Annotated in this window: 17 protein-coding genes, 3 tRNA genes and 1 pseudogene; 14 read left to right on the top strand and 7 right to left on the bottom strand. The window is 61.8% G+C overall.

From position 1 onward, the window contains the following. Both FJ951_RS23205 and FJ951_RS23200 read right to left on the bottom strand, forming a co-directional pair. A complete protein-coding gene (locus FJ951_RS23205; RefSeq protein ID WP_140517631.1) occupies positions 1–840 on the bottom strand; it encodes an ABC transporter permease in 840 nt (279 codons plus the stop codon). Between the two features lie 9 nt (positions 841–849). Beyond that, positions 850–1,941, bottom strand: coding sequence for a spermidine/putrescine ABC transporter substrate-binding protein (locus FJ951_RS23200; RefSeq protein ID WP_140517630.1), 1,092 nt, complete (start codon positions 1,939–1,941; stop codon positions 850–852). A 92-nt stretch (positions 1,942–2,033) separates the two neighbouring features. Between FJ951_RS23200 and FJ951_RS23195 the strand changes: the two genes are divergently transcribed. The 3 genes from FJ951_RS23195 to FJ951_RS23185 all read left to right on the top strand — a co-directional run bounded on the left by FJ951_RS23195 (position 2,034) and on the right by FJ951_RS23185 (position 3,840). Next, positions 2,034–2,648 (top strand): TetR/AcrR family transcriptional regulator, encoded by a 615-nt coding sequence (locus tag FJ951_RS23195; RefSeq protein ID WP_140517629.1) that lies wholly within the window; start codon positions 2,034–2,036, stop codon positions 2,646–2,648. Between the two features lie 223 nt (positions 2,649–2,871). Next, on the top strand, positions 2,872–3,219 hold the full coding sequence (locus FJ951_RS28525) for a hypothetical protein (protein ID WP_181167570.1): 348 nt from the start codon (positions 2,872–2,874) through the stop codon (positions 3,217–3,219). A gap of 51 nt (positions 3,220–3,270) precedes the next feature. Next, on the top strand, positions 3,271–3,840 hold the full coding sequence (locus tag FJ951_RS23185) for a DUF2569 family protein (RefSeq protein ID WP_140517627.1): 570 nt from the start codon (positions 3,271–3,273) through the stop codon (positions 3,838–3,840). Between the two features lie 105 nt (positions 3,841–3,945). Here FJ951_RS23185 and FJ951_RS23180 read toward each other — a convergent pair. Then, a tRNA-Thr gene (locus FJ951_RS23180) sits at positions 3,946–4,021 on the bottom strand. Between the two features lie 158 nt (positions 4,022–4,179). On the opposite strand from FJ951_RS23180, the gene FJ951_RS23175 reads away from it, so the two are divergent. The 4 genes from FJ951_RS23175 (at position 4,180) to FJ951_RS23160 (ending at position 5,861) form a co-directional block, all read left to right on the top strand. Next, positions 4,180–4,350 (top strand): hypothetical protein, encoded by a 171-nt coding sequence (locus FJ951_RS23175; protein ID WP_140517626.1) that lies wholly within the window; start codon positions 4,180–4,182, stop codon positions 4,348–4,350. Positions 4,351–4,554: 204 nt separating this feature from the next. Then, positions 4,555–4,764 (top strand): hypothetical protein, encoded by a 210-nt coding sequence (locus FJ951_RS23170; protein ID WP_140517625.1) that lies wholly within the window; start codon positions 4,555–4,557, stop codon positions 4,762–4,764. A gap of 221 nt (positions 4,765–4,985) precedes the next feature. Next, on the top strand, positions 4,986–5,291 hold the full coding sequence (locus FJ951_RS23165; protein WP_140517624.1) for a BA14K family protein: 306 nt from the start codon (positions 4,986–4,988) through the stop codon (positions 5,289–5,291). 210 nt (positions 5,292–5,501) lie between these two features. After that, positions 5,502–5,861: a hypothetical protein gene (locus FJ951_RS23160; protein WP_140493579.1), complete on the top strand. Its 360-nt coding sequence runs from the start codon at positions 5,502–5,504 to the stop codon at positions 5,859–5,861. Here FJ951_RS23160 and bhcR read toward each other — a convergent pair whose 3' ends face one another. Next, positions 5,862–6,683 carry an HTH-type transcriptional regulator BhcR gene (bhcR, locus tag FJ951_RS23155; protein ID WP_140517623.1) on the bottom strand — a complete coding sequence of 274 codons (822 nt, stop codon included), beginning with the start codon at positions 6,681–6,683 and terminating at the stop codon, positions 5,862–5,864. Positions 6,684–6,895: 212 nt separating this feature from the next. Here bhcR and gcl point away from each other — a divergent pair, with 212 nt between their 5' ends. From gcl to FJ951_RS23135, 3 genes are all read left to right on the top strand, one after another. Next, complete coding sequence (gene gcl, locus FJ951_RS23150; protein WP_140517622.1) at positions 6,896–8,677, top strand: glyoxylate carboligase; 1,782 nt, start codon at positions 6,896–6,898, stop codon at positions 8,675–8,677. A gap of 21 nt (positions 8,678–8,698) precedes the next feature. Then, complete coding sequence (gene hyi, locus FJ951_RS23145) at positions 8,699–9,496, top strand: hydroxypyruvate isomerase (protein ID WP_140517621.1); 798 nt, start codon at positions 8,699–8,701, stop codon at positions 9,494–9,496. A 223-nt stretch (positions 9,497–9,719) separates the two neighbouring features. Further along, positions 9,720–10,607 (top strand): 2-hydroxy-3-oxopropionate reductase, encoded by an 888-nt coding sequence (locus FJ951_RS23135; RefSeq protein ID WP_140517620.1) that lies wholly within the window; start codon positions 9,720–9,722, stop codon positions 10,605–10,607. 119 nt (positions 10,608–10,726) lie between these two features. Here FJ951_RS23135 and FJ951_RS23130 read toward each other — a convergent pair whose 3' ends face one another. Further along, positions 10,727–11,572, bottom strand: a complete 846-nt coding sequence (locus FJ951_RS23130; RefSeq protein WP_140517619.1) for an RNA methyltransferase — start codon at positions 11,570–11,572, stop codon at positions 10,727–10,729. A gap of 197 nt (positions 11,573–11,769) precedes the next feature. On the opposite strand from FJ951_RS23130, the gene FJ951_RS23125 reads away from it, so the two are divergent. Beyond that, positions 11,770–11,854, top strand: a tRNA-Tyr gene (locus tag FJ951_RS23125). Between the two features lie 90 nt (positions 11,855–11,944). After that, a tRNA-Gly gene (locus FJ951_RS23120) sits at positions 11,945–12,018 on the top strand. A gap of 83 nt (positions 12,019–12,101) precedes the next feature. On the opposite strand, the gene FJ951_RS23115 is transcribed toward FJ951_RS23120, so the two are convergent. After that, a complete protein-coding gene (locus tag FJ951_RS23115) occupies positions 12,102–12,560 on the bottom strand; it encodes a YidB family protein (RefSeq protein WP_140517618.1) in 459 nt (152 codons plus the stop codon). Between the two features lie 129 nt (positions 12,561–12,689). Here FJ951_RS23115 and FJ951_RS23110 point away from each other — a divergent pair, with 129 nt between their 5' ends. Then, on the top strand, positions 12,690–12,947 hold the full coding sequence (locus tag FJ951_RS23110) for a GlsB/YeaQ/YmgE family stress response membrane protein (RefSeq protein ID WP_140493554.1): 258 nt from the start codon (positions 12,690–12,692) through the stop codon (positions 12,945–12,947). A 239-nt stretch (positions 12,948–13,186) separates the two neighbouring features. Here FJ951_RS23110 and FJ951_RS23105 read toward each other — a convergent pair whose 3' ends face one another. Next, positions 13,187–14,074, bottom strand: a complete 888-nt coding sequence (locus FJ951_RS23105) for a DMT family transporter (RefSeq protein WP_140517617.1) — start codon at positions 14,072–14,074, stop codon at positions 13,187–13,189. 293 nt (positions 14,075–14,367) lie between these two features. On the opposite strand from FJ951_RS23105, the pseudogene FJ951_RS23100 reads away from it, so the two are divergent. Further along, positions 14,368–14,444 (top strand): annotated as a pseudogene (locus FJ951_RS23100) (elongation factor Tu); the annotation flags it as partial.

Here is a 14,444-nt window from a genome sequence, read left to right as displayed (position 1 = left end):
TCAGGCCCGCTCGATCTTCAGCCAGCGGGCGCAGGCGAGATAGGCGATGGTCACGACCGCCATCAGGATAATCGACAGGGCGGAGGCCAGCGGAAAATCGCCGCGCCGGCCGATCTGCATCATCACCAGCTGCGGCATGACCAGCTCGTTGTTGCCGCCGAGGATCTGCGGCGTGATGTAGTCGCCGATGCACAGCACGAAGGTCAGGAAGGCGCCGACCATGATGCCGGGCAAGGTCAGCGGCAGGATGACATGCAGGAAGGTGCGCACCGGCCCGGCGCCGAGATCAGCGGCGGCCTTGCGGTAGCTCGGACTGAGCTGCTTCAAATTGGCGAAGATCGTCAGCGTCAAAAGCATGACGAAGAAATGCACGAAGCCGGTCACGGTGGCGAAGCGCGTATTGGCGAGCTGCAGCGGTTCGCTGGTCAAGCCGATGCCGGTCAGCGTCCGGTTGATGACGCCGTTCTGCGCCAGCACCAGAAGCCAGGAATAGGAGCGCACGACATAGGACGTCCAGAACGGCAGCACGGCCAGCATCAGCGCCAGCCGCTGCCAGCGTTCCGGCACCTGTTCGGCCAGGATCCAGGCGAAAGGATAGGCGAGCAGCACCGAGACCACGGTGACGATCGCCGTCACCTCCAGCGAATTCACCATCGCTTGCCAATAGGCAGGATTGGTGAAGAACTGGCTGTAATTGGCTGATGTGAAGCCGCCGCCCTCATGCGACGTCAGGCTGGAAAGCCCCATGGCGATGAAAGGCAACACGAAGAACAGCAAGGTCCAGCCGAGCGCCGGCGTAACCAGCGCCCAGGGCAGGGCCTTGTTCGCGGTGCTGCTCACGACGGCCGTCTACTGCGCCTGCAGCATCTCGGTCCACATGTCCTGCATCTTCTTGTCGAGATCGGCATTCGGCGCCGGATAGGCCTGGGCGCGGGCAAGGAATTCGGGCTGCTCGTCGAAGCGCAGGATCTTCTTCTGGTCGTCGGTGAGTGCCGCCTTGCTGTTCGCCGGCATGCCCCAATAGCAGGACGAGGTGGCAAGCCGCGCCTGGCCTTCCGGGCTCATGATGTACTGGATGAATTTCAGCGCCACGTCCTTGTTCTTGGAGTCCTTGAACATGGCCAGCGACTGCGACCACAGCACCGCTCCCTCCTTGGGGATCGAGAAGTCCAGCGCCGGGTTCTCCTTGGCCAGGCCCGCCGTCACCCATTCGCCGCCGCCGACCAGAATATCGACTTCACCGGTGGCGAGCGCTGTCTGGCTGGCGGTCACCTCGCCGACCAGCTTGGCGTTGGCCTTCATCTTGAGCAGTTCGGCCTTGAGGGCGGGAAGATCGGCCTCGGTGAGTTCAGCCGTTTTCTTGCCGATGGCGAGTGCCGCCATGCCGATGACCGGCAGGTAATAATCGTAGATGGCGACCTTGCGCTTGTACTTGTCGCTTGTCAGCGACGCCAAGGATTGCATGTCGGCCGGGTCGACCTTGGTCTTGTTGAAGCCGATCGTGTTGTAGCCGAACTTTTCGGTGATGCCGTAGCGCTTGCCGCCGACCACGGTAGAGTTGTCCATCTTCACCTGCGGAAAGAGGTCGCCCAACGGCAGCTTGTCCTCCGGCAGCGGCTCGAACAAGCCTTTTTCCACGCCGCGCGGCACGTCGATGCTGTCGATCACCATCACGTCCCAGTCGCCGGGTTGCGACTGTTCGACGATGGCGAGCCCCGCGCCGGTGCCCTCGAATTCCTTGACGTTGACCTTGACGTTGTTGGCCTCTTCGAAGGGCTGCAGCAGCGCCGGGTCGGCATGATCGCACCAGATCAGGGCGTTGAGATCGGCGGCCTGGCTGGCGCCGGCTGCTGAGAGCACCAGCGCCGTGGCGCCGCAAGCGGCGCCCAGATGTCTCTTCAGGATTGAAAGCGGATTGTTGGCTGCGGATCGTGCGGACATCGAGTGTTCTCCCTTGCCTTTGTGGCTTCTTGCAAAAAGTTGAACCAATTCTAAAATTGAGTCAATTCTGTTTTTGTGGCAGACCAGCCGGCATGAGTGGATTGAGGGCAAGGCAAAAGGCCGACCGGCACCGCCGCATCATCGAGGCGGCGGCCGAGCTTTTCCGCGAGGCCGGTTATGAAGGTGCCAAGATCGAGACGATCGCCGCCCAGGCCGAAGTGTCGATCGGGACGATTTACAATTACTACCAGAATAAGGGCGACATCCTCGGCGCCATCGTCTCCATGGAGGTCAACGAGGTGCTGAATGCCGGGCGAGGCGTGGTCGACAGCCCACCGGCCAATGTCGGCGATGCGCTGGACACGCTGATCGGCATCTATATCGAGCACTCCTTGCACTATCTCAGCAAGGAGATGTGGCGCCAGGCGATGGCGATCTCGACGCAACTGCCCGACAGCCCGTTCGGCCAAGCCTACACGGCGCTCGACCGCGCTCTGACGCAACAGATCCGTGCCCTGATCGCAAGGCTGCAGGAGATCGGCCTGGTGCGGCGCGACATCGACGGGCAGGCGGTGGGTGAGCTGGTCTTCAACAACATGAACATGATGTTCATCGAGTTCGTGAAGCGCGACGAGGCAAGGATAGCGGAACTGCGCGCGGCGATCCGACGGCAGAACCGGATCCTGGTGGCGGCGATCGGGGTGTGAGGATGGAAGCGACCGCGGCATGAAACCAGCTTCCGCTGCCAGTGTGACTGACGATGAGTGCCAACGGCGCCGCCCGTCTACACCGCCGGGCCCCGCGCACGGTAGGGCCTAGCGGCTTGACGTTGGGGGGGATTGACAGCGTAGCCGCTGGACCTAGCGATCCCTTCGAAGCATCGACTGAAGGGAAAGCAGACGCGCGGCCGCAGTGGCGCAGGTAAAATCAGTGATCGGTCGGATCGATCTTTGTCAGGCGCTCTCGCGCTTCGGTCACGCGCCGCTGCGCGGACCTTATCCTGCTGCAGAGCGCGAGATTGATGCCGACGCCACAGTCTCCGTCCAGCATTTCTTCCGCTCGTTTGAGGGCGAGTTCCGCTCGGCCAATTCGCTGCCTGGCTCTGGCCAGTTCTATGTCCAAGAGTTCGATCATTGTTCCGCTACAGAGTTTGCGGTCCCTTCGATCGTTAACCGTCTCCGGCCGGGTTTGGTTCCGGGTTGGGGCTCGAGACTCAGGACAGCAGGAGAAAGTCGCCGCTTCGGCACCGACCTCATTGCACGCGAAGTCGCCTCTTGAGTTGAATTTGAAATCTGATACAACTTATAGGAGTGCGAAGGGGAGAGGTTAATGGGGACGTTTTCAATCTGGCATTGGGCGATCGTACTGCTGATCATCGGCGTGCCTGTTTTCTTTGCGGTTCGCTCAGCCGTGAAGCCGTCACAGGGCCCGGCGGCTCTTGTAGGATTCGGTGGCTGGCTTATGCTGCTTGCGATCGGTCAGGTTTTGTCGCCGCTGCGCACGCTCGCCGACTTGGCCAATTCGGTCGAGGGTTACCGGCAACTCTTGCCCCTGCCAAATGGGCTGCTTGCGGTGTATAGCGAGGTTGCCCTCAATCTGGCATTTCTGGCGCTTCAACTGGTTGTGCTCATTTCGATGCTGCGGCGAAGCCGACGCTTTCCACAATTGTTTCTGTTTCAGTGGATTGCGATACCGGTTGTGCTCGTCCTGGACACGATCTTGATCTCATCAACTCTAGGCGTCCCGGTGAGCCAAATCTTTGCTGGAGATGCGCTGATGACACCCGTTCTGTCGTTCATCCTCACCGGAGCCTGGGTCGCCTACGTCTACAAATCCGTCAGGGTGAAGAACATGTTCTGCGGCGAAGTGGCAGCCGGCCAGGTCGCGACGGCCGCCTAGCGAGAGTCCGCTGGGTTTCGGAGGACACTTCTTCGTTTCGCGAGATCTGGTGTTCTTATAACGGGCTCTGGGTGGCCTGCCACCCGAAGCTCGAAGAGCGAAGGGTGGTGCCCCCGGCAGGAATCGAACCCGCGACCTTCGGTTTACAAAACCGCTGCTCTACCAGCTGAGCTACAAGGGCATGCGGCACGGGTTAGCCATATTTGCGGCGCCAGTAAAGACAAATGTCCGTTTTGAGGTGCTCCTGCCGCTGCGAAGCAACAGACACGGCATCCTGAAAACGGCCAATTCGCTTCCTATATCCTACGGCAGGTGCAATCGCTCGGGCGAGGCCGTCGCATGATCAGATTTGTCATCATCCTGCCGATCGTCGTCATAGCCTGGATGCTGCTGGTGAAGCTCATCAGGAACCTCAAGAACGCCAATATCGACTGGACCGGCGTTACCACCATCATCGGCTTCATCGCGCTCGCCTTCTGGCTGCGCCATGTCACGGGCATGGGGTGGTGAATAGTAGTCAGTAGTCAGTAGTCAGTAGTCAGTAGTCAGCCTGCTGCTCATAGCCTACTACTCACTACTCACTACTCACGATTCATCCCGTCTCCGGCCTTGCCGAAAAAAATCTCCTCCACCTTTCGAACCTTTTCCCGCGCCGCGCCGACTGATGGTCAGAGGCGAATGGGTCGCCTCGATCAAAAGATCCAGGAGATCATCATGTTCAAGCGCACTCTCACCTCAGGCCTCATTGCCATCTTCGTCGCCACCGGCGCGCTCGTCGGCACCGTCGGCACGTCGTCAGCCCACGCCATGCACAGCCATCATCACCACCACCACAATCATCACAAGAAGCACTTCAAGAAGTTCTGGTGGAAGCACCACAACCATCATCACCACAAGCACGGCAGGGTGATCATCTTCCTTTGATGGAGGGACCCAATTCTCCCGAAAGGGCGGCTTCGGCCGTCCTTTTTCGTTGGGCGAAATGGGACCGGTCATCAATGTCTAGCCAGGCTCTTGCAGGTCGCCGTCAGCGCGACCTCCTCGGTTCACGCCCAAAAAAAAGATTCGAACCTTTTTCTTGTGCCGAACGACAGAAGATCAAGAGGCGGATGGGTCGCCTCTCCAAACGAAGCAAGGAGATCATCATGTTCAAGCGCGCACTCGTTTCCAGCCTCATCGCCACCACTGTCGCCGCCACCGCTCTGGTCGGCACCGTTCAGCCCTCGGCGGCTCATTCGCATCACCACCACCATGGCCTCGGCATCGGCATCGCCGCCGGCGTCGGGGGTTTTGTCCTGGGCAGCCTGCTTGCCCAGCCCCGCACCGTCTACGTCGACGAGGGCGGCGGCTCGTGGCACGTCCGCCGCTGCTTCGATCGCTATTCGAGCTACGATCCGGACTCCGACACCTACATCGGTTACGACGGCTATCGCCATTACTGCCGTCTCTGAGAGGAGGAGCACCGTTCAGCACCAGAAGAGGGGCTCAGGCGAGCCCCTTTTCTACGCTTGGATGGCGGCACACCTGTTGGATTAGCCGACTTTCACGGAGACGCCTGAAAGTCCTCGGTTTTGTCGATGCGATCGGCAATGTACAGGCATTTCCCGAAGGCCTAATCTGCTTTGGCGATGATCTGCGGGCGATATGGGGGAGGGTGATCCTTGGACGAGCAGGACCCGAAAGAGGAACAGGTCGAAATCATTTTCCGCAACGGCACGGTCACGGCCGTCGGCATCCTGCTGGCGTTTTCGCTGGGATTCATCACGCATTGGGCCGCCAATCCGATCCCGTGGCAGACCTATCATCTCGTCGCCGTGCTGCCGATCCTGGCCGGCATCGCCTTGCAGATGCGGGCACTGTCGCTTCTGCTCGACACAAAGTGCCTGCGGCTGAGCGCCTATGAACGCGCCAACCGCATCTTCATCACCGGCCTCGTCTTCACCGCCTGCGGTGTCGGCATGGCGATCCTGCTCGATTTCTTCGATCTTGCGAGCAGAAGCGCGCTGCCCGGAGCAGGTTGATCATCCGGTTTGCACGCCGCCGATCATCTTTGTGACCTCGGCCGCGGCGCTGTGCACCAGCGGGCCGATCTCGGCCAGCCTCTCAGGCGTCACCCGAACGGTCGGCCCCGACACCGAGACACCGCCGATCGGCTCGCCGAATTCGTTGAAGATGGCTGATGCCACGCAGCGCATGCCTGGGTGCCGTTCCTCGTCGTCGACCGACCAGCCGCGCAGCTTGATCGTCGCGAGATCATGTGCGAGGGCAGGGATGTCGGACAGCGTCCTGTCGGTAAAGCGCTGCAGGCCGGCCTTGCGCAGGATGGCTCCGACGCGCTCCGGCTCGAGGTGGGCCAGCACCGCCTTGCCGATGCCGGATGCGTGAAAAGGGCTGCGCGTGCCCGGTCGGAAGAAGGCGCGAATTGCCTGGTGCGTCTCGACCTGGCTGACGAACACCACGCAATCGTCCTCGGCGACGCCGAGATTGGCGGTCTCGCCGGTTTTCTCCATCAGCTCCTGCATCACGATGCGCGCGCGGTCGACCAGCTTGCGGCGGCGCAGGAACGCCGCGCCCATCCGGTAGGTCTCGACGCCGATCGACCAAAGCTGGTCCGAACTGTCGAACTCGACCATGCCGTGGTTTTCGAGCGTCGTCAGCATGCGGTAGGCGGTAGAGGCAGCCAGGCCGCTTTGCGCGGATATCTCGCTCAGCGACAGGCCGCTGCCTTCGGCAACGATGGCCAGGATGCGCAAGGCCCGGTCCAACGACTGCACCGAAGCCGCTTCCGACGGGCCGTTGAAGGCGCGCGGCCGGCCGCGCTGGCGTTTTTCGGCGGTTTCCATGACGCCATCATGCCCGATTTTCCCGAATGGACAATGAAAAAGTTTTTCACTCTTCTGCATTGCCATTTTTTGGAAAACAAAAAGAGAAAGGAAATCAATTGGCAACGGCAGCTTCCTAGAAATGAAAAAATATTCTGAAAAAATTGAAAAATAGGCCGCTTGCTGACATTCTCGGTCATCCAACAATCACAACCCTGTGGAGGGCCGGAACAATGGCCAGGATGCGCGCTGTCGACGCTGCGGTTCTCGTTTTCGAAAAGGAAGGCATCGCCTGCGCCTTCGGCGTGCCGGGAGCGGCGATCAATCCGCTCTACTCGGCCCTGAAGGCGAGGGGCACGATCCGCCATGTGCTGGCCCGTCATGTCGAGGGCGCCTCGCACATGGCCGAAGGCTTCACCAGGGCCAAGGCAGGCAATATCGGGCTCTGCATCGGCACGTCTGGCCCGGCCGGCACCGACATGATCACCGGGCTCTACTCGGCCGCAGCCGATTCCATCCCGATCCTCTGCATCACCGGCCAGGCGCCGCGGGCGCGGCTGAACAAGGAGGATTTCCAGGCCATCGACATCGCCGCCATCGCGTCGCCCGTCGCCAAATGGGCGGTCACCGTCATGGAGCCTTATCTCGTGCCGATGGCGCTTCAGAAGGCATTTCACCTAATGAGGTCTTCGCGCCCGGGACCGGTGCTGATCGACCTGCCGGTCGACGTCCAATTGGCCGAGATCGAGTTCGACATCGACGCCTATGAGCCGCTCGCGCCGTTCAAGCCGGCGATGACGCGCGCCCAGGCCGAGAAGGCTCTGGCGATGCTCAACGCCGCCGAAAAGCCGCTGATCGTCGCCGGCGGCGGCATCATCAATGCCGATGCGTCGGACCTGCTGATAGAATTCGCCGAGATCACCGGCGTGCCCGTCATCCCGACGCTGATGGGCTGGGGCGCGATCCCCGACGACCATCGGCTGATGGCCGGCATGTGCGGCCTGCAGACCTCGCACCGCTATGGCAACGCGACGATGCTGGAAGCCGACTTCGTCTTCGGCATCGGCAACCGCTGGGCCAACCGCCACACCGGTTCGGTCGATGTCTACACCAAGGGAAAAAAGTTCATCCATGTCGACATCGAGCCGACGCAGATCGGCCGTGTGTTTGCCCCGGATCTCGGCGTCGTCTCGGATGCGGGCGCTGCGCTGAAGATGCTGCTCGACGTCGCCACCGAATGGAAAACGGCCGGAAGACTGCGCGACTGGTCGGGCTGGGCGAAGGAATGCCAAGGCCGCAAGAAGACCATGAAGCGCAAGACGCATTTCGACCAGGTGCCGCTGAAGCCGCAGCGCGTCTATGAGGAGATGAACAAGGCGTTCGGGCGCGACGTCACCTATGTCACCACGATCGGCCTGTCGCAGATCGCCGGCGCGCAGTTCCTGCATGTCTACAAGCCGCGCAACTGGATCAATTGCGGCCAGGCCGGCCCGCTCGGCTGGACACTGCCGGCAGCCCTTGGCGTGCGCGCCGCCGATCCCGACCGCACCATCGTGGCGCTGTCGGGCGACTATGACTTCCAGTTCATGATCGAGGAACTGGCGGTCGGCGCGCAGCACAGGCTGCCCTACATCCACGTCGTCGTGAACAATGCCTATCTCGGCCTGATCCGCCAGGCGCAGCGCGGCTTCTCGATGGATTACGAGGTCAGCCTTGCTTTCGAGAACATCAACCGATCGGACGATCCCGAGGCCGGCTACGGCGTCGACCACGTCGCTGTTGCCGAGGCGATGGGCTGCAAGGCGGTCAGGGTGCGCAAACCGGAAGAATTCGCCGGTGCCTTCAAGGAGGCGCAGCGGCTGATGAAGGAGCATCAGGTTCCCGTAGTGCTCGAATTCATCCTCGAACGCGTCACCAATATCTCGATGGGCACCGAGATCGACAAGATCACCGAATTCGAAGACCTTGCCGAACATCAAGAGGATGCCCCGACAGCGATCGTGATGCTCGACTAGGACGGAAGAAGGACAAAAAGAATGCCGCGTTTTTCAGCCAATCTTTCGATGCTCTTTGGCGAGCATGACTTCCTCGAACGTTTTGACGCAGCTGCCCGCGCGGGCTTCAAAGGCGTCGAATATATAGGCCCCTACGACCATGCCCCCGAGGTGGTGGCCGCGCGGCTGAAGAAGAACGGCCTGACACAGGTGCTGTTCAACCTGCCGGCGGGCGATTGGGGCAAGGGCGAGCGCGGTATCGCCGTTTTGCCGGACCGAGTGCCGGAATTCCGCCAGGGCATCGCCAAGGCGATCACCTACGCGCAGGCGCTCGGCTGCTCACAGGTCAATTGCCTGGCCGGCATCGCGCCCGCCGGTGTCGACCGCAAGGTGCTCGAGGATGTCTTTGCCGAGAACCTCGCCTTCGCGGCGGAGAAACTGGAGCAGGCCGGTATCAAATTGCTGATCGAGCCGATCAACACGCGCGACATTTCAGGCTTCTTCCTCAATTATTCCGACCAGGCGCTGGCGCTGATCGACCGCGTCGGCTCGAAGAACCTGTTCCTGCAATACGACATCTACCACATGCAGATCATGGAGGGGGATCTCGCCCGTACCATGGAGGCAAACCTCGGCCGCATCGCGCATATCCAGCTTGCGGACAATCCCGGCCGTCACGAGCCGGGGACGGGCGAGATCAACTATCCCTTCCTGTACGAGCATATCGACCGCATTGGTTATTCCGGCTGGGTCGGCGCGGAATACAAGCCGAAGGCCGGAACTGAGCAAGGGTTGGGGTGGTTCCGGGAACTGGCCGGGCAGGGAAGCGCGGCGGCTTAGCTGTCGAAATCGAACTCGCGTTCCTTCACGCCCTCCTCTGGCCTGTCGGCCATCTCCCCCACCAAGGGCGGAGGTTGGATGTCACCGGCGGCTTCGCTAAATTTTGAACCGGGAAAGTTGGGGCCAGCGCCGAAACTGCCAATCTCCCCACCTGTGGGGGAGATGGCCGGCAGGCCAGAGGGGGGCGTGAAGGAACGCAACCTCAACAAGACGGAGAACCACAATGGAAACCATCGGCTTCATCGGCCTTGGCATCATGGGCGCGCCGATGGCGGGACATTTGCTGGACGCCGGCTACACGGTGATCGCCAGCGACCACCGCTCCAGGCCACAGGCCGAACTGGTGGCCAAGGGACTGAAAACTGTCACCGGCCATGCCGCCGTGGCGAAGGCCGCCGATATCATCATCACCATGGTGCCCGACACACCGGAGGTGGCCGAGGTGCTGTTCGGCGACAACGGCGTCGCATCAGGTCTTTCCAAAGGCAAATTGGCCATCGACATGAGCTCGATCTCACCGATCGAGACCAAGGTCTTCGCCAAAAAAATCAACGAACTGGGCTGCGACTATCTCGATGCGCCGGTCTCGGGCGGCGAGGTGGGAGCCAAGGCCGCATCGCTCACCATCATGGTCGGCGGCGAGGAGAGGGCGTTCGAGCGCGCCAGGCCCGTTTTCGAGAAGATGGGCAAGAACATCACCCTGGTCGGACCGAACGGCGTCGGCCAGACCACCAAGGTCGCCAACCAGATCGTCGTCGCGCTGACCATTGAAGCCGTCGCCGAAGCGCTTGTTTTTGCTTCGAAAGCCGGCGCCGACCCCGCCAAGGTCAGGCAGGCGCTGATGGGCGGGTTGGCCGCCTCGCGCATCCTCGAAGTGCATGGCGAACGCATGGTCAGGCGCACCTTCGCGCCGGGTTTCCGCATCGAACTGCACCAGAAGGATCTCAACCTTGCGCTGGAAGGGGCAAGGGCGCTCGGCGTCTCCCTGCCCAACACGTCGACCACCCAGCAACTGTTCAACTCCTGCGCCGCCAATGGCGGCGCCAGGGAGGATCACTCGGCCCTGGTCAGGGCGCTGGAGCGGATGGCGGGACATGAGGTAGGGCAGTAGGGCAGTAGGGCAGTAGGGCAGTAGGGCAGTAGGGCAGTAGGGCAGTAGGGCAGTAGGGCAGTAGGAGCCGCCCGTTCCGGGCCGATTTGCAAACCCTACTGCCTTGTTGCCGTACTGCCCTACTGCCTCAGGAATTTCCGTGCCGCATAAAGGCTTACCGCCGCCGCGTTCGACACGTTGAGCGAGCGGATGGCGCCGGGCATGTCGAGGCGGGCCAGTGTCGTCACCGTCTCGCGCGTCTTCTGGCGCAAGCCCTTGCCTTCCGCGCCCAGCACCAGGGCAAGCTTGTCGCCGGCAAAGCTCGTTTCGAGTTCGGCCGGGCCGTCCGAATCGAGACCGATTGTCTGGAAGCCGGCCTCATGCAGTTGCGCGAGCGCGTCGGCCAGGTTCTTGACCTCGATCTGGTCGATATGTTCGAGCGCGCCCGAGGCGGATTTCGCCAGCACGCCCGATTCCTGCGGGCTGTGGCGCGCCGTGGTGATCAGCGCGCCGGCATCGAAGGCGACCGCCGAGCGCAGGATGGCGCCGACATTGTGCGGATCGGTGATCTGGTCGAGCACCAGCACCAGCTTTGTATTGCCGAGAGCGTCGAGGCGCTTGGGCTTCAGCGGCTCGGCCTCGATCAACGCGCCTTGGTGCACGGCATCCGAACCCGTGATCTTGTCGATGTCCCTGGGTTCGACCAGCTCCGCCTTGAAGGGCAGAGCCGCGAGGTCGGCCAGTCCCAGCCGCTCGGCGGCATTGCGCGTCACCAGCATTTTCCGGATCTTGCGGCGCGGATTGTCGAGTGCCGCGCGCACCGTATGCAGGCCATAGAGCCGCACCAGCCCGTGGGCTGCGTTCTCGCCCGGCGGCATGGGCTGGCGCGGCCGGAACGCCGGCGCGCCGCCGCTCTTTTCGTCGCGGTGTGCACGACGCAGCTTGGCGTAGTGGGTGTCTTTCGGGGTGCCGGTCTTGTTGCTCATGGCCGGCTTCTATAGCGGTCTCCGGCGGCCAGGGATATGGCCCGTCGCCGTAGCCGGCGAACAACATCGAAAAACCCTTCCCACGCGGTTGACACCCACTGGCCTTGCCGCCATAAGGCGCTTCGCTGATTTCGGAGAAGTGATACTCGGGTCCGGATCGGCAAGAATGCCTCGTTGCATGGCTCCGGCGGCAGACTGGAGAGGTGCCCGAGTGGTTAAAGGGGACGGACTGTAAATCCGTTGGCTTAGCCTACGTTGGTTCGAATCCAACCCTCTCCACCACTGCCGGCCCGGAAGCCCTGAAACGTGAAAGCATCGGAGGCGAAAAGCGCATGGCGCTTTTCCGTGGAATCCGGTACTTCAGTGCACGGCGCGGGTATAGCTCAGTGGTAGAGCAGCAGCCTTCCAAGCTGAATATGCGGGTTCGATTCCCGCTACCCGCTCCAGATCTCCAACCCACGCCATCGGCAAGCTGAAACGCTGCGCGGCCAAGTCGCGCAGCGCTCCAGAGGATGGCTGTCCACTGGCTTCAGCTGTTGAAGGCCGACGCGACCTGGTGTTGCTGCGGCACCTGGCCGTTCGGCGTCAGCTTGTCGACGATGCCAGGCAAGGCTGCGGACAATTGCTTGAGCAGTTCCTGCTCGTCGAGTCCCGTCCGTTGCGCGATCTCGTGGATGACCTGCGGTCCGATCGCGTTGCCCAGGTCGTTGGCGTTGATCGGTTGGTTCTGGCCGGTGCCGACCCAGGAATCGGCGACGTTGCCGTGGCCGGAGTTCTTCAATTTGTCGAGCAGGCCGCCCAGTCCGCCAAGCAGGCCGCCATCGCCGGCAGTGGTTTCACTGGGCTCGGCCGGTACGGGAGCTTGGGGTTGCTCCGGCTGTTCGGCACTCCTGCCGCTGAGCATCTTTCCGACCAGCAGCGCGCCGAGCGCGATCATCAGGGGTTTGGTGATGTTGCCGCCCGGAACGGCATTGTCAAACAGTCCCATCGTGGATCTCCTTGTCAACCAAGCCCGTCCCATCGTCACAATGACGCAATCGGGCGGAATTTCAAGCTGGCTTGAGCTTTTGACAATCATATGAAAATGATGGACGCGGCAGGGGATTGGAGAGGAAAAATGTCAATCATCAGCTGGATTATTCTGGGAGTCATCGCCGGCTTTCTTGGCAGCAAGATCGTCAACAAGAGCGGCCAGGGCATGATCATGGATATCGTGCTCGGCATTGTCGGCGCCATTGTCGGCGGCCTGATCTTCAGCGCTTTCGGCGCGTCGGGCGTGACCGGTCTCAACATCTACAGCCTGATCGTCGCGGTGGTGGGCGCCGTGGTCGTGTTGTGGGCTTACCACCAGTTCGCCGGCAAGCGGACTATTTAGCACCAGTCCCATTCCGAAGGTTCGGGATGGGATTTTATCCGTTCGCTTGTCCATGACCTTTCCCGAAACCGGATCCCGCCTTTCGGGTCATGCGCCGTCGTCTGTCCATCATCGGCGGTGTTTGCCACCGCGGAGCGCCGTCTGGCGCGTCCTATCTGACCCTCTTGAGGATCTCGCGGGCAGCGTGTTGAGCTTTGCGGCGAGACCCCCGGCGATAATCGGCCGCAACTGGAGCCGACTTAGGCCACGACAGTCAGCCGGCGCTTGCGCTGGTCGAGCGAGACGATGGCCAATCCGCTACCGACAACCAGAAGGATGCCGCAAATCGCCAGCGCGTTTGGGAATTGTCCGAACACCAGCAGGCCCGAAATCATCGCCCAGACGGTGAAGCAGTAGTAGAACGGCGCCACTGCGCTGGTCGGCCCGACGCGATAGGCCATGAAGATGAAGAAATGGCCGAAGATCAGGAAGAACCCGGCTCCGGCCATGAGCAGCAAATGATGTGCTCCGGGCATGATCCAGCGCTCTGAAACCAGGTGTGCCGCACCGGCGCCGATCAGCACCACGACGACGGCGGAAATCGCCACGATCATTCCCGGCACCTCGGCCGGAACCCGCCTGCCGGTGAGATCGCGCGCGGCCGACAATGCCGCGTTGCCGAGCGCCAGCAGGGCATAGACCGAGATGCCCTGCATTGTCGGTTGCGCCACCATCAGCGCGCCGATGAAGCCGAGGCCGATCAGCGCCATGCGCTGGCCGCCGATGCGCTCGCCGAACAGGATGGAGGAGCCGACCAGCATCAACAGCGGCGTGACCTGTCCGAGCGCGGTGGAATCGGCAATCTGCATGTTGGCGAGCGCCACGACGTAACAAAGGATGGCGGCCAGTTCGAGCAGGTTGCGGTGCAGCACGCGCTTGTCGAAGATCAGCGGGATCTGTTTGCCATAACCAAGCGCAAACAGCAGCGGAAAGCCCCAGAGCGCTGCCGCCGCGCCGCGCAGGAACAGCACTTCATAGGACGGCAGGCCCGCCGTGGCGAGCTTCATCATCGTATCGTTGACGAGATACGACCCGGTCGAGACGATCATGAACAGGGGGCCGCGAACGGCTGTCGGGATGAAATGCATCGGTGCAGGAAATCAGAGCGGGAACACCGCCGCAATGGGCCATGAAGCGCCGACAAATCCGACAGCGACCGACGAGCGGGGCGCGGGAGGCCGGCGCGATTGCGCAGGGGTTTAGGCCATTCCATTTCACGCGGCACGTTCCTATATCAGCGCCATATCCCCGCAATCGGATCACGGGTTCGGGCCGAGTGAGAAGGCGCCCGGGCAAAAGACGCTTGTGTTTTTTGGCCTTTGTCGCTAATCGCCCCGCATTCGACTGAACTGAAGGTCCAGGCCGTCCAAGGAAAGAGACTATGGCAAAAGGTAAATTCGAGCGCACCAAGCCGCATGTGAACATCGGCACGATTGGCCACGTTGATCATGGCAAGAC

The sequence above is a fragment of the Mesorhizobium sp. B2-2-3 genome (assembly GCF_006442405.1).
Taxonomy (GTDB): domain Bacteria; phylum Pseudomonadota; class Alphaproteobacteria; order Rhizobiales; family Rhizobiaceae; genus Mesorhizobium.
Note: the sequence above shows the minus strand (reverse complement) of the source record. Positions and strands in the feature narration are given on the sequence as shown.

Bases quoted from the DNA above. Each gene is read 5' to 3' on its own strand.
- bhcR (WP_140517623.1), bottom strand. From the start codon at position 6,683: ATGGAAACCGCCGAAAAACGCCAGCGCGGCCGGCCGCGCGCCTTCAAC.
- FJ951_RS23110 (WP_140493554.1), top strand. From the start codon at position 12,690: ATGTCAATCATCAGCTGGATTATTCTGGGAGTCATCGCCGGCTTTCTT.
- hyi (WP_140517621.1), top strand. From the start codon at position 8,699: ATGCCGCGTTTTTCAGCCAATCTTTCGATGCTCTTTGGCGAGCATGAC.
- FJ951_RS23165 (WP_140517624.1), top strand. From the start codon at position 4,986: ATGTTCAAGCGCGCACTCGTTTCCAGCCTCATCGCCACCACTGTCGCC.
- FJ951_RS23115 (WP_140517618.1), bottom strand. From the start codon at position 12,560: ATGGGACTGTTTGACAATGCCGTTCCGGGCGGCAACATCACCAAACCC.
- FJ951_RS23105 (WP_140517617.1), bottom strand. From the start codon at position 14,074: ATGCATTTCATCCCGACAGCCGTTCGCGGCCCCCTGTTCATGATCGTC.
- FJ951_RS23200 (WP_140517630.1), bottom strand. From the start codon at position 1,941: ATGTCCGCACGATCCGCAGCCAACAATCCGCTTTCAATCCTGAAGAGA.
- FJ951_RS23170 (WP_140517625.1), top strand. From the start codon at position 4,555: ATGTTCAAGCGCACTCTCACCTCAGGCCTCATTGCCATCTTCGTCGCC.
- FJ951_RS23195 (WP_140517629.1), top strand. From the start codon at position 2,034: ATGAGTGGATTGAGGGCAAGGCAAAAGGCCGACCGGCACCGCCGCATC.
- FJ951_RS23135 (WP_140517620.1), top strand. From the start codon at position 9,720: ATGGAAACCATCGGCTTCATCGGCCTTGGCATCATGGGCGCGCCGATG.
- FJ951_RS23185 (WP_140517627.1), top strand. From the start codon at position 3,271: ATGGGGACGTTTTCAATCTGGCATTGGGCGATCGTACTGCTGATCATC.
- FJ951_RS23175 (WP_140517626.1), top strand. From the start codon at position 4,180: ATGATCAGATTTGTCATCATCCTGCCGATCGTCGTCATAGCCTGGATG.
- gcl (WP_140517622.1), top strand. From the start codon at position 6,896: ATGGCCAGGATGCGCGCTGTCGACGCTGCGGTTCTCGTTTTCGAAAAG.
- FJ951_RS23130 (WP_140517619.1), bottom strand. From the start codon at position 11,572: ATGAGCAACAAGACCGGCACCCCGAAAGACACCCACTACGCCAAGCTG.